Origin of the sequence: Streptococcus sp. AM43-2AT, assembly GCF_003603405.1 — a bacterium.
Taxonomy (GTDB): Bacteria; Bacillota; Bacilli; order Lactobacillales; family Streptococcaceae; genus Streptococcus; species Streptococcus ilei.
This window is the reverse complement of the sequence record NZ_QTND01000001.1, coordinates 474,243-495,423: the sequence shown is the minus strand read 5'-3', so window position 1 is coordinate 495,423 and position 21,181 is coordinate 474,243. Positions and strand designations below refer to the sequence as shown.

18 protein-coding genes and 3 tRNA genes are annotated in these 21,181 nt (G+C 42.7%); 18 read left to right on the top strand and 3 right to left on the bottom strand.

The genetic code is table 11. The features are described 5' to 3' along the window. Positions 1–77: 77 nt before the first annotated feature. From DW930_RS02440 to DW930_RS02425, 4 genes are read left to right on the top strand one after another with little or no spacing between them, the layout of a single operon-like run. On the top strand, positions 78–854 hold the full coding sequence (locus tag DW930_RS02440) for an SDR family NAD(P)-dependent oxidoreductase (protein ID WP_123159459.1): 777 nt from the start codon (positions 78–80) through the stop codon (positions 852–854). Next, on the top strand, positions 851–1,993 hold the full coding sequence (locus tag DW930_RS02435; protein ID WP_123159223.1) for a glycosyltransferase: 1,143 nt from the start codon (positions 851–853) through the stop codon (positions 1,991–1,993). The genes DW930_RS02440 and DW930_RS02435 overlap by 4 nt, the downstream gene beginning before the upstream one ends. Next, positions 1,986–2,642 (top strand): hypothetical protein, encoded by a 657-nt coding sequence (locus DW930_RS02430; protein ID WP_118228215.1) that lies wholly within the window; start codon positions 1,986–1,988, stop codon positions 2,640–2,642. Before DW930_RS02435 ends, DW930_RS02430 begins: the two co-directional genes overlap by 8 nt. Continuing rightward, positions 2,602–3,885 carry a glycosyltransferase gene (locus tag DW930_RS02425; protein WP_123159222.1) on the top strand — a complete coding sequence of 428 codons (1,284 nt, stop codon included), beginning with the start codon at positions 2,602–2,604 and terminating at the stop codon, positions 3,883–3,885. Before DW930_RS02430 ends, DW930_RS02425 begins: the two co-directional genes overlap by 41 nt. Positions 3,886–4,112: 227 nt before the next feature. Here the strand turns inward: DW930_RS02425 and plsY are convergent, their stop codons facing one another. After that, positions 4,113–4,757 carry a glycerol-3-phosphate 1-O-acyltransferase PlsY gene (gene plsY / locus DW930_RS02420; RefSeq protein WP_023023133.1) on the bottom strand — a complete coding sequence of 215 codons (645 nt, stop codon included), beginning with the start codon at positions 4,755–4,757 and terminating at the stop codon, positions 4,113–4,115. Between the two features lie 188 nt (positions 4,758–4,945). Between plsY and parE the strand changes: the two genes are divergently transcribed. The 10 genes from parE (at position 4,946) to DW930_RS02365 (ending at position 14,546) form a co-directional block, all read left to right on the top strand. After that, positions 4,946–6,895, top strand: a complete 1,950-nt coding sequence (parE, locus tag DW930_RS02415; RefSeq protein ID WP_023023136.1) for a DNA topoisomerase IV subunit B — start codon at positions 4,946–4,948, stop codon at positions 6,893–6,895. Between the two features lie 53 nt (positions 6,896–6,948). Further along, on the top strand, positions 6,949–7,353 hold the full coding sequence (locus DW930_RS02410; RefSeq protein WP_023023138.1) for a YkvA family protein: 405 nt from the start codon (positions 6,949–6,951) through the stop codon (positions 7,351–7,353). 122 nt (positions 7,354–7,475) lie between these two features. Beyond that, the gene (locus tag DW930_RS02405) at positions 7,476–8,294 is read left to right on the top strand and encodes an aminoglycoside 6-adenylyltransferase (protein ID WP_123159221.1); all 819 of its coding nucleotides are present in this window, start codon (positions 7,476–7,478) and stop codon (positions 8,292–8,294) included. Positions 8,295–8,629: 335 nt separating this feature from the next. Beyond that, positions 8,630–11,083 (top strand): DNA topoisomerase IV subunit A, encoded by a 2,454-nt coding sequence (parC, locus tag DW930_RS02400; RefSeq protein ID WP_042507509.1) that lies wholly within the window; start codon positions 8,630–8,632, stop codon positions 11,081–11,083. A gap of 172 nt (positions 11,084–11,255) precedes the next feature. Then, the gene (locus DW930_RS02395; RefSeq protein WP_023026777.1) at positions 11,256–12,281 is read left to right on the top strand and encodes a branched-chain amino acid aminotransferase; all 1,026 of its coding nucleotides are present in this window, start codon (positions 11,256–11,258) and stop codon (positions 12,279–12,281) included. Positions 12,282–12,586: 305 nt separating this feature from the next. Next, positions 12,587–12,817 carry a DUF2969 domain-containing protein gene (locus DW930_RS02385; RefSeq protein ID WP_023023146.1) on the top strand — a complete coding sequence of 77 codons (231 nt, stop codon included), beginning with the start codon at positions 12,587–12,589 and terminating at the stop codon, positions 12,815–12,817. 52 nt (positions 12,818–12,869) lie between these two features. Then, a tRNA-Tyr gene (locus DW930_RS02380) sits at positions 12,870–12,950 on the top strand. A 9-nt stretch (positions 12,951–12,959) separates the two neighbouring features. After that, positions 12,960–13,031 (top strand) — tRNA-Gln (locus tag DW930_RS02375). 167 nt (positions 13,032–13,198) lie between these two features. Beyond that, positions 13,199–14,398, top strand: a complete 1,200-nt coding sequence (rpsA, locus tag DW930_RS02370) for a 30S ribosomal protein S1 (protein ID WP_006596419.1) — start codon at positions 13,199–13,201, stop codon at positions 14,396–14,398. Positions 14,399–14,474: 76 nt separating this feature from the next. Beyond that, positions 14,475–14,546, top strand: a tRNA-Arg gene (locus tag DW930_RS02365). 145 nt (positions 14,547–14,691) lie between these two features. Here the strand turns inward: DW930_RS02365 and DW930_RS02360 are convergent. After that, the gene (locus DW930_RS02360; protein WP_006596417.1) at positions 14,692–15,678 is read right to left on the bottom strand and encodes an L-lactate dehydrogenase; all 987 of its coding nucleotides are present in this window, start codon (positions 15,676–15,678) and stop codon (positions 14,692–14,694) included. Between the two features lie 195 nt (positions 15,679–15,873). On the opposite strand from DW930_RS02360, the gene gyrA reads away from it, so the two are divergent. The 4 genes from gyrA to radC all read left to right on the top strand — a co-directional run bounded on the left by gyrA (position 15,874) and on the right by radC (position 20,268). Beyond that, positions 15,874–18,336 (top strand): DNA gyrase subunit A, encoded by a 2,463-nt coding sequence (gene gyrA / locus DW930_RS02355; RefSeq protein WP_023026778.1) that lies wholly within the window; start codon positions 15,874–15,876, stop codon positions 18,334–18,336. An 8-nt stretch (positions 18,337–18,344) separates the two neighbouring features. After that, the gene (locus tag DW930_RS02350; protein ID WP_023023150.1) at positions 18,345–19,091 is read left to right on the top strand and encodes a class A sortase; all 747 of its coding nucleotides are present in this window, start codon (positions 18,345–18,347) and stop codon (positions 19,089–19,091) included. Positions 19,092–19,244: 153 nt separating this feature from the next. Further along, positions 19,245–19,523 carry a hypothetical protein gene (locus tag DW930_RS02345; protein WP_023023152.1) on the top strand — a complete coding sequence of 93 codons (279 nt, stop codon included), beginning with the start codon at positions 19,245–19,247 and terminating at the stop codon, positions 19,521–19,523. Between the two features lie 61 nt (positions 19,524–19,584). After that, entirely contained in the window at positions 19,585–20,268 is a 684-nt protein-coding gene (radC, locus tag DW930_RS02340; RefSeq protein WP_023023154.1) for a DNA repair protein RadC, read from the top strand. Between the two features lie 188 nt (positions 20,269–20,456). Here the strand turns inward: radC and DW930_RS02330 are convergent, their stop codons facing one another. Beyond that, complete coding sequence (locus tag DW930_RS02330; protein WP_042361403.1) at positions 20,457–21,101, bottom strand: redox-sensing transcriptional repressor Rex; 645 nt, start codon at positions 21,099–21,101, stop codon at positions 20,457–20,459. Between the last annotated feature and the right edge of the window lie 80 nt (positions 21,102–21,181).

Genomic DNA, 21,181 nt, shown 5'->3' with positions numbered 1-21,181 from the left:
AGGTATGGATTGTAGCTTAAAGGTTGGAAATGGCAGTAGGAGTTTCCTATCTAATCGAAATTTGGTACACTAGAGCTATGAAGATGGAAGATACAATAAAAAAAGCGATCATTTTAGGGGCTACAGGAGGGATTGGCCGGCAGCTTGCAAAAGAACTGGCAAAACGTCTGGATCATCTGGTCTTAGTAGGTCGTGATTCAGACAAACTCTCCCAAGTCCAAGAGGAACTAACTGGGAGCGAGGCGCAACTGTCAACCGTAATATTAGATATGCTAGATCAAAAGGCTCTAGAAGCTTTTGTAGAGAACCTAGATGCAGATCTTCTCGTCAATTGTGCAGGGGTAGCCTATTTTTCCCTAGGTAGCGATCTAGCCACAGCAAATGAGCAAGATCTCTGGCAAATCAATTATCATGCTCCGGTCCACCTAATCAAAAAGTTAGTGCAGAAAAATCAGAAGATCCAGCTGGTCCAGCTGTCATCTCTGGCAGCTCTTTTTCCTCATCCCTATCTAGCAGCCTACAGTTCCAGCAAGGCTGCCTTGCAGACCTATACCCTTGCTCTCCAGGAGGAACTAAGTCAATCAGATTCTCCAGTCCAGCTAGGTCTCTATATTCTTGGACCAGTCCAAACAGCTATTTTTCCTCCTAAACTAGTAGAAGCATTGGGAGGCGGTCGATTGCAGATGAAGCCTGAGAAAGTCGCTCAGCAGTTGATCCGATTCATAGAAAGGGGTACTTCCTATGCTGTTATCGGCCTTCGCTATCGCTTGCTAGTGTGGCTGGGTCGCTTGCTTCCCCAAAGATGGATCATTCGTCTCCTTGCAAGGTATTTACGAAAGGGACTTAATAGATGAAATTGTTAGTTATATTTTTAGGCTTTGCTTATCTTCTCTTATTTCTCATCCGTTGGTTGCTGTCCTTCACTTATTATAAAAAAGGTCAGGCTCATCTTGCGGACTTTCCAGAAGAGCTTTTTACTGTGGTCCAACCCATCCTCTCTGGGGATCCTCGTTTAGAGAGTGATTTGCGGGCCAATCTCCAGCAAACAGAAGCAGTAGAATTCTACTGGTTGATTGACCAGTCTGATACAGAAGCCCAGCGAGTAGCAGATCAGATTTGCCAAGATGCTTCCTTTGCCCAACGCATTCGAATCTTTCTCATCGAAGACGTCCCTCAGGGGATTAATCCTAAGAGTTACAAGATTGAGCAGGTTGTAGAGGAGCTGACCCGGCCTTACCTGATTGTTTTGGACGATGATAGTGTGATTGATTTTTCTAAAATGGGTGAATTGACTGCCTATCTGGGTCAAGAGGTCATTCTGACAGGTATTCCCTATAACCAAGAAAGAAGTAATTTCTGGTCCAAGCTAGTTGCAGCATTCGTCAATGGCAATTCCTTCATTACCTATTTTACCATGGCAGAAGTTGAGGCGAATCACTCCATCAACGGGATGTTTTATATCCTACCGGTAGAACTTGCAAAAGAGCAGGGGCTCTTCACAGCGATTAAGGATTATCTATGTGATGATTTAGCTGTGGCTGATTTTTTAAGGAGTAAAGGAGTATCCATTGTCCAAACGCGGGTTACCTGTAATGTTCGAACCACTATCAAGGACGTCAAACAATACCTGCTCCAGATGAAGCGGTGGCTTCTCTTTAGCTCTATCTATCTCAAAGAACACCTGGATTGGAAGGTCTTTTGCCTCATTGGCTTACCGAGTTTTCTGCCTTTTCCAGGCTTCATCCTAAGTCTGTTTTTAGGTTGGCCTTATCTTCTTCTAGGCTTGAGTTTACTACTATTCAAGGCAGTATGGATGCTCCTCTATCGACAAAGCATTCTATCCAATCGCCTACACTTGGATGAAGTCGCCTACGAAGTGCTGAGTGATTTCCTGCTTCCTTGGCTCTTTGTCTATGTTCTAGTGACTCCTCCTGTGATTAATTGGCGGGGGCGGAAGATTCGTGTGACAGATGGAAGGATTCGTTATGAGTAAGATGAAGTCCTATCTAGACCGTTTGTCTGCTTTGTCTCTTGATCAGACCATGCTAGACTCTGATCGCTTGGTCCTCTTTCTTAGTGGGAGCAGTGATATCACTTGTGCTGGGCTGACAGCTGGACAACTAGATCTCCTCCATGCTATTTGTCCATCTGGCTATTCAGTAGTAGCCAGTAATTTCCCCTTCAATCAAGATTTTGAACACATAGAGTTTCCTCAGGTATCCCTCTTGTCGGCTGCTACGTCCAATATCATCTACTATTGGCATACGATATTGAACCCGCGTTTCCTAAAGTTGTTACAGGAGCACTTGTCTCCCTTGTTGGAAGCGCAGGAAGTAGTTCTTGTTTGTAAGAGTTCAGGGGTCAATATGCTGACCCAGTGGCTCAGAAGTTTAGGCAATCAGGTCACCCTTCCAAGATTGCGCGTGATAGCGCTTGGACCTGTATCCCAGCTTCTCTTAAGTCAAAAGGATATAGAACTGCTAGTCATCAAAGGAAAGAAAGATCCTTATTCACGTATTCTTGATCGCCACTCAGCGGATATTCAAGTGGATACGGATCATTATAGCTATGAATACAGAAAAGATGTGAAAGGAATCATCTATGACTGGATTAGACAAAGTGATAAAAATCGATGTGATTAGCGTTCCCTTTAGTGGCCATTTATTTCCAACCTTGACTCTGGTGAAGCCCTTGCTAGAGGATCCGCGTTTTCAGATCCGTGTCATTACAGGTTTTCAGAAAAAGACATTGGTTGAGCAGATTGGTTTTGACTGCCTTGCCTTGTTTCCTGATCGTCCGACAGTGATGGAAGATATAGCGAATACACCAAAGCAAGCAAATCTATTTATCATGTACCAACAATTAATAGCCAATAGCAGACTGCTCCCTGAAGTTTTCGACGAAATAAATCGAATTTGGAACTCTGAGGGAAAACCTGACTTGGTTATTGCAGATTTTGTAGCAGCTCCTGCTGGTATGTTAGCAGATCGTTTGGAAATCCCCTGGATTACGACCATTCCAAGTCCAGTGGCGATTGAGAGTCGCACGACTACCCCTGCTTATCTAGGTGGCTGGAGACCACACCAGGGAATATTCTACAAGTGGAGAGATGCAATGGGCAGGCAGGTCATTCGTCTGGCAAAGAAAGTTGGACTTGCGCTGGTTAAGAAGAATCTCGTTACCCTAGCGGACTTCAAATTGTACCGTGAAGATGGAACAGAAGCAGTTTACTCTCCCTACTCAATCTTAGCTCTAGGCATGAAAGAGTTGGAGTTTCGAGACGATTTTCCACCCCAGCTCAAATGGGTTGGTTATCGCTGTCTATCTTTTGACCGACTTCCCCAAGAACAGAAGCAGTATCTTACGACCTCTAAAATGCGAGTTTTCGTCACTTGCGGGACTCATTTAAAATGGGAAAAAGAGCAGATGGTGGAGTTGGCAAAGATTTTGAGCCAAGAATATCCTGACTATGTCTTCTACGTAACCTTAGGCGACTCTGCTGGTTTGGAGCATACACCAAGGATCTTGTCGGAGAATCTTCTGATCTTTGATTACCTCCCTTATTCAGATGTTCTGGATCAAATGGACTTTGCCATTCATCATGCAGGTGCAGGGATTCTGATGGGCTGTATCGAAAAGGGCATTCCAAGTCTGATTTTGCCCCAGGACTATGACCAGTTTGACAATGCGGTTCGGGCTGAGTTATTCCAAGTAGGATTAGTTTCTCGTAAAAAGACGGAATCTGAAGTCTTGCGCTTATTTAATGAATTGGTTTCTCGAGAAGATTGGTCACACTTAAAGGCTCTTGCTCAGAAAAGCAAAGGCTACCAGCCAACAAAGATTCTTTATCAAGAAATAGAGAGACTATTGAAAGTGAAGTTATAGAAGAAGTGGAGGGGAGACTCCTCTTTGCTTTCTTCTAAAAACCTTCTATTATTGAACATAAAAAAGAGGCTGGGCATAAAGTGTCCAGTCTCTTATATATGATAGTTATAACTGCAAGACGCAGTAGCTGATTGGCATCTTTGTTCGCCTTTTAAGCTCCAAAGATGACCTAATCAGCCTTGCGGGGGTGGGCCAACGAACGATTTTTATTCAAAATTCGTTCTGTCCTACTCCCCTTTTTGTTTTTGATGGGTGATGTTTTTGCCCCAAGTGACGATGTTTTCATTCTTGTTAAGGATTCGTTTGATGTTGTCCTTGTGGCGGATGATTATCAAGGTCGCCAGTGCGAGGACGACGATGGTGAAAATCAGATCGTAGCTTGGGAGAATCCAACCAGTCAGTGGGAGGATGAGGACTCCGATACTGGCCAGAATAGCGACCGTCACACTTGAAAAGGAAATCATACTTGTCAAATAGAGGCTAGTAAAGAAATAAATAGCTAAGATAAATAGAAAGAGAGGGGAGAAGCCGATGAGGACCCCTGCACTGGTTGCTACTGCCTTGCCTCCTTTAAAGCCTGCAAAAATCGGGAAGGTGTGCCCAAGGACCGCTAAAAGACCAAAGATCATAGGAGAAATTCCTGAAACCCCAAAAATGGTCGGCAATAAAACAGCCAAGGTTCCCTTGAGGAAATCAACAGCAAAGACGACCAGACCTGCCTTCGTCCCTAAAATGCGGAAGGTATTGGTGGTCCCTGTATTTCCAGAACCGTGTTCCCGTAGATTGATGTTAAAGAAGGCTTTCCCAATCCACAAACCAGAAGGGATAGAGCCTAATAAGTAGGCTAATACGAGTAAAAGAATTGTTTTCATCATAATTTCATTATATCAAAATTGCTTTGAATGAAAAAGAAAATTTCGTCCATAATTGTCACATCGGATAGTCGGTTAAAGCTAATCGCACTTAAATGGGCTACTGAAAGGGAGGGAAGAAAGAAAAATTTTGCAAAATTTCCTAAAAAGCTGTAATATAGAAAAGATGAACAAACAGGAGGTTCCTTGTGTCTAAAAAGGAAATCAACATTAATAATTACAATGACGATGCCATTCAGGTACTAGAAGGGTTGGATGCGGTTCGTAAACGTCCAGGGATGTATATCGGATCGACAGATGGAAATGGTCTCCACCATTTGGTCTGGGAAATTGTCGACAATGCCGTCGATGAAGCTCTATCAGGTTTTGGTTCTCAAATTGACGTTACCATTAATAAGGACGGGTCTCTATCTGTAGCTGACCAAGGTCGGGGGATGCCGACAGGGATGCATGCGATGGGCAAACCAACCGTTGAGGTTATCTTTACGGTTCTCCACGCTGGAGGGAAGTTTGGTCAAGGTGGCTATAAGACCTCTGGTGGTCTCCACGGGGTGGGGTCTTCCGTCGTGAATGCCCTCTCTAGCTGGCTTGAGGTTGAGATCACTCGTGATGGAGCGGTCTACAAACAACGCTTTGAAGATGGCGGTAAGCCTGTTACCACTCTTGAGAAGATAGGAACGGCCCCTAAGTCGAAGACTGGGACTAAGGTTACTTTCATGCCGGATCCAACTATTTTCTCAACGACGGATTTCAAGTTTAATACCATTGCAGAACGGATCAAAGAATCAGCCTTCTTGCTTAAAGACGTAACGCTGACGCTGACAGACCTACGTAAGGAAGAAGACAACTATGTGGCCTTCCATTACGAGAATGGGGTTCAGGATTTCGTTGAGTACTTAAATGAAGATAAGGAAACCTTGACGCCGGTTCTTTACTTTAATGGAGAATCAGAAGGCTTCCAAGTAGAAGTCGCTCTCCAATACAATGATGGCTATTCTGACAACATCTTGTCCTTTGTTAATAATGTCCGCACTAAGGATGGGGGAACCCACGAGACCGGTCTTAAGACAGCCATTACCAAGGCCATGAACGACTATGCAAGAAAGACAGGTCTCCTCAAAGAAAAAGACAAGAACCTAGAGGGATCAGACTATCGTGAAGGCCTTTCCGCTGTTCTTTCGATCTTGGTTCCAGAAGCCCATTTGCAGTTTGAAGGGCAAACCAAGGACAAACTAGGAAGTCCTTTGGCTCGTCCAGTTGTTGATGGGATTGTAGCTGACAAGTTGACCTTCTTCCTCATGGAAAATGGGGAATTAGCTTCCAATCTGATTCGCAAGGCCATCAAGGCTCGGGATGCGCGTGAAGCCGCTCGGAAGGCGCGTGATGAGAGTCGTAATGGGAAGAAGAATAAGAAGGATAAGGGACTCTTATCTGGTAAATTGACCCCGGCCCAGTCCAAGAATGCTGCTAAGAATGAACTCTATCTAGTCGAAGGAGACTCAGCCGGTGGATCGGCCAAGCAAGGTCGAGACCGTAAGTTCCAGGCCATCCTTCCACTTCGAGGGAAGGTTCTCAATACTGAGAAGGCCAATATGAGCGATATCCTCAAAAACGAGGAAATCAACACCATGATCTATACCATCGGTGCTGGAGTTGGGGCTGACTTTACAATCGAAGATGCCAACTATGACAAGATTATCATTATGACCGATGCGGATACGGATGGGGCACACATCCAGACCTTGCTCCTAACTTTCTTCTATCGCTATATGCGTCCCTTGGTTGAAGCAGGACGTGTTTATATTGCCATGCCACCTCTTTATAAGATGTCTAAAGGCAAAGGGAAGAAAGAAGAAGTGGCCTATGCTTGGACAGATAGTGAATTGGAAGACCTGCGTCGGACCTTTGGCCGTGGGGCAACTCTCCAACGTTACAAAGGGTTGGGGGAGATGAATGCGGACCAACTTTGGGAAACCACCATGAACCCAGAAACCCGCACCTTGATTCGTGTCACCATTGATGACTTAGCGCGTGCAGAACGCCGCGTCTCGGTCCTAATGGGTGATAAGGCTGCACCTCGCCGCCAATGGATCGAAGATAACGTCAAGTTTACCCTGGAAGAAACGACAGCGTTTTAAAGATTCTATTTTTATTTAATTGATTTGTTAATAAATTAGTGGAGAAATATCCTATGGCAAATAGTATGAATAAAGAGCAGGTAAAGCAAGCTCTTGAGAGTGGGTACGGAAGGTCTAAAGCCTTATTAAATGATAAAGATAAATTAGATAAATTTTTGCGCGGGTTAGAGACAAAGATTGAAGAAATTCCAATGATTGGAAAGGAGTTGTCTATTATTCCAGTCATGATATCTTTAGTAAAAAATTTTGCAGAAGGAAAATATACTTCTGTCCCCTATGGAACCATTTTAGCTGTTACTAGTGCGCTTATTTATTTTGCGTCTCCAATTGATCTTATTCCTGACTTTATTCCAGGTGTTGGATATGTAGATGACATGGCAGTTGTTTCGTTTTGTTTGTCTATGGTAAAAAAAGACATAGAGTCCTATAAAGAATGGCGTCAATCAAATGACAAGTGATAAGAGTGGAGATTATAATTCACTTTATTCAGCTGTCTAAGTTTCTAAAAAATACAATCATAAAAATAATCTAAATAGATTTTTAATTTAAAATGTAGGTTCAACTATAAAAAGGTATTAAAATGAGAACTGATACAGAAATTATGACTCTGATTTTGCAGATAGCTGATAACTTGAAAGCGGAAGCAGTGGCTTTATCCGGATCGCGGATCAATCCACAGACCCAAAAAGATGAGTTTCAAGATTATGACGTGGTCTATATAGTTGAGAATCTGGAAGAGCTGATTTCAGATTTATCTTGGCTAAACCGGTTTGGTAACCGTCTGATTGAACAGCACAATTTACTTGGTCATCGATACCTTTATCTTATGCTCTTTGAAGATGGCAACCGCATCGATTTGACACTCTGTCCCAAGGAACACATCCAAGAGTGGGTGGACAGCGAGGCAGGTTTCAAAGTCTTAAAAGACGACAAAGGCTTGTTTGAAGCTTATCTACCTAATCCGAAGCGATACTGGACTGCTCCGCCCTCCGAAGAGGAATTTGCAGCATCCTGCAATGAATTTTGGTGGGTATCGACTTATGTCGTCAAGGGCATTCGAAGAAATCAAATGGTCTATGCGGCTGACCACCTCTATAGCATTTGCCAGCAAGAACTTTTGAAGGTCTTGGCTTGGCAGGTAGCAAGTGCTCGGAGTACCGTAGACATCGGAAAGAACTACAAGTATCTCTTTCAATATCTACCAGCGGAGCAAGAGAAGGAGTTCTCTAATCTGCTTGATTTATCTAGTTTAGAGAAGGTCACTCAGTCTTTGTTTTCTACCATGAAGCTATTCAATTGTGAAGCGCAAAAATTGGCAAAAAAGATGGGGTTTGCCTACAATCACATAGAGGCTAAGAAGATGATGGCTTATGCCGAGGAGAAACTGTCGAATCATTGATTCAATCATCTATTTTAAACACCTTAAACTACAGAAAGGACCGTTTAGTTATTTGTAGTAACTGAACACGACCTACATTCTTTTATCATTACACATACTCTACATTCTTTGAAAGGAGTTGAACACGCCCTAAAGGTGTGTGAAGCTCTTGATTCAATCATTTAACAACGTATTTAAAACTACAGAAAGGATCGTTTAGTTATTTGTAGTAACTGAACACGGGACTAATTTCCTAGGAAAAAAGATAAATCGCTTTGGGTTCATGGAACCCTGCATCGATTTCCTATTTTTCTACAGAAATTTTCGGCAAGCCGAAACGTCCCTTTGTATCTTATATGAGTAATATTCAAATCATGTCCCTGGAGGACATCATGGGAGAGCGCTTTGGTCGTTACTCCAAATACATTATTCAAGAACGGGCTCTTCCTGATATTCGGGATGGCTTGAAACCTGTTCAACGGCGGATTCTTTATTCGATGAATAAGGACGGGAATACCCATGATAAGGGCTACCGGAAATCTGCCAAGTCTGTCGGAAATATCATGGGGAATTTCCACCCTCACGGGGATAGTTCCATCTATGATGCCATGGTCCGCATGTCTCAAGATTGGAAAAACCGTGAAATCCTTGTCGAAATGCACGGTAACAATGGTTCAATGGACGGTGATCCACCGGCTGCCATGCGTTATACTGAAGCCCGTCTATCTGAAATTGCTGGTTATCTCCTTCAAGATATCGAAAAGAACACAGTTCCGTTTGCCTGGAACTTTGATGATACAGAAAAAGAGCCAACTGTTTTGCCTGCAGCCTTTCCAAACCTTTTGGTCAATGGGGCTACAGGGATTTCAGCTGGTTACGCGACAGATATTCCGCCTCATAACCTTGCTGAAGTCATCGATGCTGTGGTCTACATGATCGACCATCCATCTGCTAAGGTAGATAAGCTCATGGAGTTTTTACCTGGGCCTGACTTTCCGACTGGTGCCATTATCCAAGGGCGGGATGAGATCAAGAAAGCCTATGAAACAGGTAAGGGACGGGTGGTTGTTCGCTCTAAGACAGAGATTGAGCAACTCAAAGGCGGCAAGCAACAAATTATCGTTACCGAGATTCCTTATGAGATCAACAAGGCTGTCTTGGTTAAGAAAATTGACGATGTCCGTGTCAACAATAAGGTGGCCGGTATTGCCGAGGTTCGGGATGAGTCTGACCGGGATGGTCTTCGCATTGCCATTGAGTTGAAGAAAGATGCCAATGCAGACTTGATCTTGAACTACTTGTTTAAGTACACAGATTTGCAGGTTAACTACAACTTCAATATGGTGGCCATTGACAACTATACCCCACGTCAAGTGGGAATTGTGCCGATTTTGTCTAGCTACATTGCTCACCGTCGGGATATCATTGTCGCTCGCTCTCGCTTTGACAAGGAAAAGGCGGAACGACGCCTCCACATCGTAGAGGGCTTGATCCGCGTCATTTCTATCCTTGATGAAGTCATCGCTTTGATCCGTGCTTCTGATAACAAGGCAGATGCCAAGGAAAACCTCAAGATCAGCTACGATTTTACCGAAGAACAAGCAGAAGCCATTGTTACCTTGCAATTGTACCGCTTGACCAATACGGATATCGTAACCTTGGAAGAAGAGCATGCTAACCTCAAGGAGCAAATTGCGACCTTGGCAGCCATCATTGGGGATGAACGGACCATGTTCAATCTCATGAAGAAGGAATTGCGTGAAGTTAAGAAACTCTTTGGCAATCCGCGTCGCAGTGAGTTGCAAGACACCGCTAAGACGATCGAGATTGATACTGCTAGTCTGATTGTCGAAGAGGAGACCTTCGTCAGCGTGACCCGTGCTGGTTATATCAAACGAACCTCTCCTCGTTCTTTCAATGCATCTACAGTGGAAGAAGTCGGTAAGCGAGACGACGATGAATTGATTTTTGTAGAGCCTGCTAAGACTACCCAGCATCTCTTGCTCTTTACCAATTTAGGAAATGCCATTTATCGACCTGTTCATGAATTGGCAGATACCAAGTGGAAGGATATCGGAGAACACCTCAGTCAGACCTTGACCAATTTCGAGCAGGAAGAAGAAATTATTTTTGCAGAGATTGTGGATCAGTTTGAGGGCGTGACCTACTTCGCAGCTACCCAACAGGGACAAATCAAGCGCTTTGAACGCAAGGAATTGAGCCCATGGCGGACCTATCGCTCCAAATCAACCAAGTATGCTAAGTTGAAGGACCAAGAGGACCGTATCGTAGCGGTTGCACCAGTTGTCCTCGAGGACATCATGGTCATTACCAAAAATGGTTATGGCTTACGCTTCAATATTGAGGAAGTCCCAGTGGTCGGGGCTAAAGCAGCAGGAGTTAAAGCCATTAACCTCAAAGACGGGGATCAGGTGGTAGCCGTCTTTAAATCGACAACACCAAGTATGTACATTCTGACCCAACGAGGTAGTCTCAAACGGATGTCGCAAGACGATATTCCTGTGACCAGCCGGGCTAAACGTGGACTACAAGTCTTACGTGAGCTGAAGTCTAAGCCACACCGCGTCTTCAAGGCAGGTCCAGTCTTCACGGACCAAGGAGATTTTGATCTCTTTACGAGCCAGGAGGAAGTAGGAGAGCAGGATCAGATCCTTCAAATCACCTCGACAACAGGACAGGTGACAGAAGTGGATGTTACCCAACTCAGTTTGTCAGAACGAACCAGCAATGGTTCCTTTGTCAATGATCAAATTTCTGATCAAGAAGTCTTTACTGCTAGAATTAAATAAGATAAAAGTCAGCTCTTTTGTAGCTGGCTTTCTTGATTGATAAATTTTCAGAAAATTGCAAACTCCACTTGAAATTCTCATGGAATGGTGTAAAATAGAGTACATGAATAAGTCATCTTCAAAGGTGGCTCTTGCTATTTAGCAAGTCTTGAATGGAAGAAGGAAAATAAATATGACAGTATCACTTGATTGGGAAAATCTTGGATTTTCTTATATGAAATTACCCTATCGATACATTTCTTATTACCGAAATGGAGCCTGGGAGAAGGGAGAGTTATCTGAAGATTCCACTCTTCATATTTCAGAATCTTCTCCAAGTTTGCACTATGGACAGCAAGCCTTTGAAGGATTGAAGGCTTATCGGACAAAGGATGGCAGTATTCAATTATTCCGTCCGGATGAAAATGCAAAACGCTTACAACGGACGGCTGATCGTCTTTTGATGCCTCAAGTTCCAACGGATATGTTTGTGGAAGCTTGTAAAGCAGTAGTGCGTGCCAACGAAGAGTATGTCCCACCGTATGGGACTGGTGGAACTCTCTATCTTCGCCCCTTGTTGATTGGGGTTGGAGATATTATCGGTGTGAAACCAGCAGAGGAATACATCTTTACCATCTTTGCAATGCCAGTAGGAAACTACTTCAAGGGTGGCTTGGTCCCAACCAACTTCCTGATTCAAGATGAGTACGACCGGGCAGCACCTCATGGGACAGGTGCAGCGAAAGTTGGTGGAAACTATGCTGCTAGCCTCTTACCTGGTAAATTAGCTAAGTCTCGGAACTTCTCCGACGTGATTTACTTGGATCCAGCGACCCACACCAAGATTGAAGAAGTAGGGTCAGCAAACTTCTTTGGAATTACAGCTGATAATGAGTTTGTCACTCCACTGAGTCCTTCCATCTTGCCATCAATTACCAAATATTCCTTGCTCTATCTAGCAGAGCATCGTCTTGGTTTGACACCAATCGAAGGGGATGTGCCAATTGATCATCTAGACCGCTTTGTTGAAGCAGGTGCTTGTGGAACAGCAGCGGTCATTTCTCCTATTGGTGGAGTTCAACACGGAGATGACTTCCATGTCTTCTATTCAGAAACAGAAGTAGGACCAATTACCCGGAAGCTTTATGATGAATTAACAGGCATCCAGTTTGGTGATATTGAAGCGCCAGAAGGATGGATTTTCAAGGTAACTGAATAAACCAAGTATGAGAGAGGCTGGGACAAAAGTCCTAGCCTCTCAATTGTCTTTGGATTGTCGAGCAAGACGCAGTGGTTGAGTGGGCTCTACTACGCTGATTTCATCAGCTATTACAGCCCTACTCAACTGTGCGGAGGTGAAACGACGAAATCGAATTCTAACGAATGACCGATTTCTGTCCCACTCTCTCTTTTTTTGCCAGAAGCAGATAGCTGCGAAATGAAATAATTTAATCATTAAACATTTTCGGCTTGCAAGCATGTGAAAAATTTTGTAAAATAAAGGGGTTGAAATGAGGTGGAAGAATGAGTAAGAAAGATAAAAAAATTGAAATTCAAATTGCAGATAGTAAAGTGCTTGTAGGTAAAGAAACCTTTGATGGCTACCAATTAACGATTGGAAAAAAGGCTATTGCTGAGATTGCTGATATGGGTGCTCAGTTTGCTCTTGTGAAAAACGGATCCGTAGATAGTCTTTTTAAATCCCTTGAAAAAGCAGTGGAAAGTGCCATCGAAAATTATAATTTGAACAAATAAGGGGTTGCATTTTCATTTAATCAATGGTATAATTGTGTCTGTTGATTTGCTTGGAGAGATAGCGAAGAGGCTAAACGCGGCGGACTGTAAATCCGCTCCTTCGGGTTCGGGGGTTCGAATCCCTCTCTCTCCATTCTATGTTTGGGGTATAGCCAAGCGGTAAGGCAAGGGACTTTGACTCCCTCATGCGTTGGTTCGAATCCAGCTACCCCAGTTCTAGGTAATATCAGATAAGGTGGTAAAATATCTACTCAGGTATTTTATTTCTTTATATGAAGAAGTCGTTGTAGATCATTTTGATTTCGTTGCGAGTGCTTGCTTAGGAAAAATAATTATAAGTATGTCAAGTTTAGAAAACTTGATTGTTGGAGGATTTTTTAGATGAATGAATTTGAAGATTTGCTAAACAGTGTTAGCCAAGTTGAGCCAGGTGATGTTGTTACTGCTGAAGTTTTGACAGTTGACGCTACACAAGCTAACGTTGCAATCTCTGGAACTGGTGTCGAAGGTGTCTTGACTCTTCGCGAATTGACAAACGATCGTGATGCTGACATCAATGACTTGGTTAAACCAGGTGAAACACTTGAATTGCTTGTTCTTCGTCAAGTAGTTGGTAAAGATACTGATACAGTAACTTACCTTGTATCTAAAAAACGTTTGGAAGCTCGCAAAGCATGGGACAAATTGGTCGGACGTGAAGAAGAAGTTGTTACTGTTAAAGGAACTCGCGCTGTTAAGGGCGGACTTTCAGTAGAATTTGAAGGACTTCGTGGATTTATTCCAGCTTCAATGCTTGATACTCGTTTTGTACGTAACACTGAACGTTTCGTAGGTCAAGAATTTGATGCTAAAATCAAAGAAGTTGACGCAAAAGAAAACCGCTTCATCCTTTCTCGTCGTGAAGTTGTTGAAGCTGCATCAGCTGCAGCACGCGCTGAAGTATTTGGTAAATTGAACGTTGGTGATGTTGTAACTGGTAAAGTTGCTCGTATCACTAGCTTCGGTGCTTTCATCGACCTTGGTGGTGTTGATGGATTGGTTCACTTGACTGAATTGTCACACGAACGCAACGTTTCACCTAAATCAGTTGTAACTGTTGGTGAAGAAATCGAAGTGAAAGTTCTTGACTTGAACGAAGAAGAAGGGCGTGTATCACTTTCATTGAAAGCTACAACACCTGGACCATGGGATGGCGTTGAACAAAAATTGGCTGCTGGTGATGTCATCGAAGGTACAGTTAAACGTTTGACTGACTTTGGTGCATTCGTTGAAGTATTGCCAGGTATCGATGGACTTGTTCACATCTCACAAATTTCACACAAACGTGTTGAAAATCCAAAAGATGTTCTTAAAGTTGGACAAGAAGTAACTGTTAAAGTTCTTGAAGTAAATGCTGCTGATGAACGTGTATCACTTTCTATCAAAGCACTTGAAGAACGTCCAGCTCAAGAAGAAGGCGAAAAACAAGAAAAACGTCAACAACGTCCACGTCGTCCAAAACAAGAAAAACGTGACTTTGAACTTCCAGAAACTCAAACTGGATTCTCAATGGCTGACTTGTTTGGCGATATCGAATTGTAATATTTTTAAAGCTTACCTTTTGGTAAGCTTTTTTTACTTGTAAAATGATTGTTTTTTTGATATACTATCATAGTTGCCACCCTTAGTGTAATGGATATCACGTAAGATTCCGGTTCTTGAGATGGGGGTTCGATTCCCTCAGGGTGGATGACGGTAGGAGAGCTGAGAGGCTCTCTTTTTTGTTTCAAGGCCAAGAAGCATTTTTAAAAGTTGGAGTAGGCCTTCGGGTCTCCTTTTTAATGTTCATAAGATAAAAAAACACCATGTCCTAGACATGGTGTTTGATTATTTGCTTAGTTTTTAGAAGCTGCTTGGAATTCTGGATTCTTCCATGCTTCATCAATAATAGCTTGCAATTCTTTTGCAGATGCTTGCATTTTTTGTGTTTCAGCGTCGTTCAATGGAATATTTACTGGACGAACGATACCGTGGGCACCAACGATAGCTGGTTGACCGATAAAGACGTTTTCGACTCCGTATTGGCCTTCTTGGAAGACTGAAAGTGGAAGTACGGCATTCTCGTCATCAAGGATGGCACGAGTGATACGAGCAAGGGCAACGGCGATACCGTAGTAAGTAGCCCCTTTCTTGTTGATGATTGAGTAAGCAGCATCACGTACAGAGATGAAGAGATCTACAAGGTCAGCTTCATTCAAGTCACGGTTTGCTTGCAACCATTGTTCCAATTTTACACCGGCAACGTTAGCATGTGACCAAACAGCGAATTCTGAGTCACCGTGTTCACCCATGATGTAGGCGTGGACTGAACGTGCATCAACACCAATGGTTTCAGCAAGAGCTTGACGGAAACGAGCTGAGTCAAGAGAAGTACCAGACCCGATAACGCGTTCTTTAGGGAAACCTGAGAATTTCCAAGTAGAGTATGTCAAGACGTCAACTGGGTTTGCAGCTACAAGGAAGATACCGTTAAATCCTGAAGCAACAACTTGCTCAACGATTGATTTATTGATAGCAAGGTTTTTTCCGACGAGGTCAAGACGAGTTTCACCTGGTTTTTGAGGAGCACCTGCAGTAATAACAACGAGGTCAGCATCCGCACAGTCTTCGTACTTAGCAGCATAAATTTTCTTAGGAGAAGTGAAGGCAAGAGCGTGGCTAAGGTCTTCAGCATCACCAACCGCTTTTTCAAATAATTGAGGGATTTCGATGATACCTAATTCTTGTGCGATACCTTGAGTAACAAGTGCAAAAGCGTAAGATGAACCTACAGCACCGTCACCGACAAGGATAACTTTTTTATGTTGTTTAGTTAAAGTCATTATTCTAAACGTCTCCTTCTATTTTTTTGGGTTTCCCCATTCGCATTTATTCTACCACTTTTACTATTCTTTGTCACGGTTTTACCTCTAATTTGGACGATGTAAACGTTTTTACACTTGTGTTCCGAAGGAGAAAAAAAGTACTAAATGTGTTATAATAGTATGGTGAATTAATTAAAGAGAGGCATTGTTTTAATGCAGGATAATAACTTAGTTGATGTTAATTTAACATCGGAAATGAAGACCAGTTTTATCGATTACGCTATGAGTGTTATCGTATCTCGGGCTCTTCCTGACGTACGGGATGGTTTAAAGCCAGTTCATCGTCGGATCTTATACGGAATGAATGAACTTGGGGTTACGCCAGATAAACCACATAAGAAATCTGCCCGTATTACTGGGGATGTTATGGGTAAATACCATCCACACGGGGACTCCTCTATTTATGAGGCTATGGTTCGTATGGCTCAATGGTGGAGCTATCGTTACATGCTTGTAGATGGGCATGGGAACTTTGGTTCTATGGATGGAGATGGAGCCGCTGCCCAACGGTATACAGAAGCTCGTATGAGCAAGATTGCTCTTGAAATGCTTCGAGATATCAACAAGAATACAGTTGATTTCACAGATAACTATGATGCAAGCGAACGGGAACCAAACGTCCTTCCAGCTCGCTTCCCTAACTTGTTAGTCAATGGGGCGACAGGGATTGCGGTAGGGATGGCGACAAATATCCCACCGCACAACCTCGGTGAGTCTATTGATGCTGTCAAGTTAATGATGGACAATCCTGATGTGACAACGCGTGAGTTGATGGAAGTGCTTCCTGGACCTGACTTTCCAACTGGAGCTTTGGTCATGGGCAAATCAGGTATTCATAAGGCCTATGAAACAGGAAAGGGCTCGATTGTCTTGCGTTCTCGCACGGAAATTGAAGAGACCAAGACTGGTCGTGAACGCATTGTTGTGACAGAATTTCCTTATATGGTCAACAAGACCAAAGTGCATGAACATATTGTACGTTTGGTCCAAGAGAAACGGATTGATGGCATTACTGCTGTTCGGGATGAATCAAACCGTGAAGGGGTTCGTTTCGTCATTGAAGTCCGTCGCGATGCTTCAGCTAATGTCATCTTAAACAATCTCTTCAAGATGACCCAAATGCAAACCAACTTTGGTTTCAACATGTTGGCCATCCAAAATGGTGTCCCTAAAATTCTCTCCCTTCGTGAGATTTTAGGATCATATATTGAGCACCAAAAAGAAGTAGTGACTCGTCGGACCATCTTTGATAAAGAGAAGGCGGAAGCTCGTGCCCATATCTTGGAAGGACTCTTAATCGCTCTTGATCACATCGATGAAGTGATTAAAATCATCCGGAATAGCCAGACAGATGCAGAAGCTCAAGCTGAATTGATGAGTAAGTTTAAGCTTTCTGAGCGTCAAAGCCAAGCTATCTTGGATATGCGTCTTCGTCGTTTGACTGGTTTGGAACGCGACAAGATCCAAAGCGAATACGATGACCTCATTGCTTTGATTGCTGATCTTGCAGACATTTTAGCTAAGCCTGAGCGTGTAGCTACGATCATCAAGGAAGAATTGGATGAAGTTAAACGTAAATTCGGCGATGCTCGTCGTACTGAGTTGATGGTCGGAGAAGTTCTTTCTCTTGAAGATGAGGACTTAATTGAAGAAACAGACGTTTTGATTACCCTGTCCAACAAAGGCTATATTAAACGCTTGGATCAAGCTGAATTTACTGCTCAGAAACGTGGGGGACGTGGTGTTCAAGGTACAGGGGTCAAGGATGATGACTTTGTCCGTGAATTGGTTTCTACTAGCACCCATGATCGTTTGCTCTTCTTTACCAATAAGGGACGGGTATATCGTCTCAAAGGCTATGAAATCCCTGAATACGGCCGTACAGCCAAAGGACTTCCGATTGTTAACTTGCTGAAGTTAGATGATGGTGAATCCATCCAGACAATTATTAACGTCGCTCAGGATCGTAGTGAAGACGCCTATCTCTTCTTTACAACGCGTTCTGGACTAGTTAAACGAACCAGTGTAGCCGAGTTTGCCAACATCCGTCAAAATGGCTTGAAAGCTCTTAACCTCAAAGATGAGGATGAGCTAATTAACGTCTTTCTTACTGATGGGAATGCTGACGTTATCATTGGGACTAAATTTGGGTATTCTGTTCGTTTCAAAGAGTCTGTTGTTCGGAATATGGGACGTTCAGCAACTGGTGTCCGAGGTGTCAACCTTCGTCCAGGGGATCAAGTGGTCGGTGCAAGCGTGATTACAGATCAAGATGAAGTATTGATTATCACTGAAAAGGGATATGGTAAACGCACGCGTGCTGATGAGTATCCAACTAAAGGACGTGGTGGTAAAGGGATTAAAACTGCGAATGTGGCTGAGAAAAATGGTCCTCTTGCCGGTCTCATGACTGTCAAAGGAGATGAGGATTTGATGATTATCACCAATACAGGCGTCATGATTCGTACAAGCGTAGCGAATATTTCTCAAACTGGACGTTCGACTATGGGTGTGAAAGTCATGCGTCTGGATCAAGATGCCCAAATCGTAACCTTTACAACGGTTCAAGCTGACGAAAAAGATGAGTCAGAAACTGAAACGGAAAGTGAAGGGTAGGGTGAACAATGGCTTCAAGAAGAAAAAAGAAGAAAACAAGCTTACGCAATCGCTTGATTAATATCTTTGCTACCTTGCTGATCCTTTTGTCTATCGCTCTGATTTTTAATGCTCCGATTCGGAACATGATCATGGTTTGGCATACCAATCAGTACCAGGTCAACAAGGTATCGAAAAAGACCATCGATAAGAATAAAGAGGCTAAGACTAGCTTTGACTTTAAAGAAGTCAAATCGCTGTCTACAGAATCTGTCATCAATGCCCAATGGCAGGCACAAAAGTTACCTGTTATTGGAGGAATTGCAATTCCAGAATTGAAGATGAACCTTCCGATTTTTAAAGGCTTAGATAATGTGGGGCTTTATTATGGGGCAGGTACCATGAAAGAGGACCAGGTTATGGGGCAAAGGAATTACTCCTTGGCCAGTCACCATGTCTTTGGTTTGACTGGGGCAAATGAAATGCTCTTTTCCCCATTAGAACATGCCAAAGCTGGAATGAAAATCTATATCACTGATAAGGAAAAGGTGTATACCTATGTCATCAATTCTGTTGAGACAGTAACGCCAGATCGGGTCGATGTCATTGCAGATCGAGAAGGGGTAAATGAAATTACTTTGGTGACCTGTGAGGATGCCGCAGCAACTTATCGTACGATTGTAAAAGGTACTTTGGAAACTTCAGTAGATTACTCAAAAGCACCAAAAGATATCCTAGAAGCTTTCACAAAATCTTATAATCAAATGCAATTATAATCAACAAAAAAAGAGGTCCTTGACCTCTTTTTTTCTGTTAATTTTCTGCCAATTTGTAAGAGGATAGTCATAAAATGTTACCTGACTGACATATTTTTGCATGCTTTCTATTTTATAATAGAAGAGTGATAGAAAGAAGCTTGGAGGAACCGAATGCCTACAGAAGATATCTATACTCTGCTAAGAAATTTCTACGGCTTACTGGTCAATGATTTTCCAAAAACGGGACTCATTACCAAGGGAATCTACGAAGTTGAACAGGTCTTTAAAACCATTGAAAACCTTCCTGATGATCAAGAACACTTAATTCGATACGAAATTCGTCAATTCCTAAGGACCTTGGAACAAGTGCAAGAAGGCTATAGAATTAACTTCTCAAATGAAGAAACTCGAATCCTTGAAAACCTAAGAGAAGTAGTTTGTCCTATATAAATTTTATACAGACTCATCCATTTTCCTCCTCAATTGCGAATTATTAATTGAGGAGGTTTTTATGTATCATATTGTATTTCAAGAAGCTAGTCTTTTACCTAGAGAACGCTTGCTTACAGAGGGTCCTGATAAGCTCAGTAATCAAGAATTGCTGTCCATCTTATTACGGACGGGGAACAAAAATAAAACAGTCTACGAGATCGCACAGGAGCTCTTAGGCTCACTAAAGAGCTTAAAGGAATTGGCTAGTATGAGCTTTCAGGAGCTACAGGAAGTTCCAGGGATTGGGAAAGTAAAGGCAATTGAGCTGTTAGCTGCTATTGAACTTGGGAAACGAATCCAGACTTCCCAAGTGATTGAAACAGAACAAATTATGAGTAGTCAGAAGCTTGCAAAGATGATGCAGCAAAAGATCGGCCATGAGAAACAAGAGCATTTACTGGCCTTGTATCTGAATACCCAGAACCAAATTATCCATCAGCAAGTGATTTTTATCGGAACAGTCAATCGTAGCATTGCAGAACCTCGAGAGATCTTGCATTATGCCATCAAGCATATGGCGACGTCTTTAATCCTTGTTCACAACCATCCATCTGGAATCATTCATCCGAGTAAGAATGATGATGGTGTCACCCAACAAATGATTGAAGCCTGTAATTGTCTTGGAATTGTTTTTCTTGACCATCTGATTGTCTCAACTGATGATTATTATAGCTACCGAGAGGAGACAGACTTATTGGTATAGACAGAAAGAGAGTGGGACAGAAATCGGTCATTCGTTAGAATTCGATTTCGTCGTCGCACCTCCGCACAGTTGAGTAGGGCTATAAAAGCTGATGAACTCAGCGTAGTAGAGCCCACTCAAGCACTGCGTCTTGCTCGAAAATCCAAAGACAATTGAGAGGCTAGGACTTTTGTCCCAGCCTCATTTTGTCATGTATTTTTGCGCATAAAGTAGAGAAGGGTTTGTAGTTCACTGGTTAGATCGACATATTGGACAACCACATCTTTTGGAACTGTTAAGTGTACTGGGGAAAAGCTAAGGATTCCCTTGATACCAGCTTCAACCAGTACATCTGCAACTTCTTGAGATTTTACACTTGGAACGGTTAAAATGGCTGTTTGAATCTCTTGTCCCTCTAGTTTTTCTTTCAGCGTTGATATGCCGTAAATCGGAATACCATCTTTACTTTTAGTACCGACTAACTCATGATCATCGGTATCAAATGCCATGACAATCTTCATCTTGTTTCGCTCATGGAAGCGATAGTGAAGAAGGGCACTTCCCATATTCCCAATACCGACGATAGCAACATTGGTGATGGAGTTATCATTTAAGAGATCTGCGAAAAAGTTCATTAACTTTTTGACATCATAACCAAAACCACGTCGTCCTAGCTCTCCGAAGTAGGAGAAGTCGCGACGAACAGTTGCGGAGTCGATCCCGATGGCTTCAGCAATCTGTTTTGAATTGGCTCTCTCGATTTTCTCTGCATTAAAGCGTTTAAAAATGCGGTAGTAGAGGGAGAGTCGTTTGGCAGTAGCACGAGGAATTGGATTAGTCTTATCTTGTTTCACAATATCACAACCTTTCAAATCTATTGTATAAAAAGTTTGTGAATAAAGCAACTATCTTCTACTAAAAAAAACACCAAAAA

What these genes read in the sequence shown, in the direction of transcription:
- DW930_RS02440 (WP_123159459.1), top strand. Translation starts at nt 78, where the DNA reads ATGAAGATGGAAGATACAATAAAAAAAGCGATCATTTTAGGGGCTACA.
- DW930_RS02435 (WP_123159223.1), top strand. Translation starts at nt 851, where the DNA reads ATGAAATTGTTAGTTATATTTTTAGGCTTTGCTTATCTTCTCTTATTT.
- DW930_RS02430 (WP_118228215.1), top strand. Translation starts at nt 1,986, where the DNA reads ATGAGTAAGATGAAGTCCTATCTAGACCGTTTGTCTGCTTTGTCTCTT.
- DW930_RS02425 (WP_123159222.1), top strand. Translation starts at nt 2,602, where the DNA reads ATGACTGGATTAGACAAAGTGATAAAAATCGATGTGATTAGCGTTCCC.
- plsY (WP_023023133.1), bottom strand. Translation starts at nt 4,757, where the DNA reads ATGAAAACAATTCTTTTACTCGTATTAGCCTACTTATTAGGCTCTATC.
- DW930_RS02410 (WP_023023138.1), top strand. Translation starts at nt 6,949, where the DNA reads ATGGCAAATAGTATGAATAAAGAGCAGGTAAAGCAAGCTCTTGAGAGT.
- DW930_RS02405 (WP_123159221.1), top strand. Translation starts at nt 7,476, where the DNA reads ATGAGAACTGATACAGAAATTATGACTCTGATTTTGCAGATAGCTGAT.
- parC (WP_042507509.1), top strand. Translation starts at nt 8,630, where the DNA reads ATGAGTAATATTCAAATCATGTCCCTGGAGGACATCATGGGAGAGCGC.
- DW930_RS02395 (WP_023026777.1), top strand. Translation starts at nt 11,256, where the DNA reads ATGACAGTATCACTTGATTGGGAAAATCTTGGATTTTCTTATATGAAA.
- DW930_RS02385 (WP_023023146.1), top strand. Translation starts at nt 12,587, where the DNA reads ATGAGTAAGAAAGATAAAAAAATTGAAATTCAAATTGCAGATAGTAAA.
- rpsA (WP_006596419.1), top strand. Translation starts at nt 13,199, where the DNA reads ATGAATGAATTTGAAGATTTGCTAAACAGTGTTAGCCAAGTTGAGCCA.
- DW930_RS02360 (WP_006596417.1), bottom strand. Translation starts at nt 15,678, where the DNA reads ATGACTTTAACTAAACAACATAAAAAAGTTATCCTTGTCGGTGACGGT.
- gyrA (WP_023026778.1), top strand. Translation starts at nt 15,874, where the DNA reads ATGCAGGATAATAACTTAGTTGATGTTAATTTAACATCGGAAATGAAG.
- DW930_RS02350 (WP_023023150.1), top strand. Translation starts at nt 18,345, where the DNA reads ATGGCTTCAAGAAGAAAAAAGAAGAAAACAAGCTTACGCAATCGCTTG.
- DW930_RS02345 (WP_023023152.1), top strand. Translation starts at nt 19,245, where the DNA reads ATGCCTACAGAAGATATCTATACTCTGCTAAGAAATTTCTACGGCTTA.
- radC (WP_023023154.1), top strand. Translation starts at nt 19,585, where the DNA reads ATGTATCATATTGTATTTCAAGAAGCTAGTCTTTTACCTAGAGAACGC.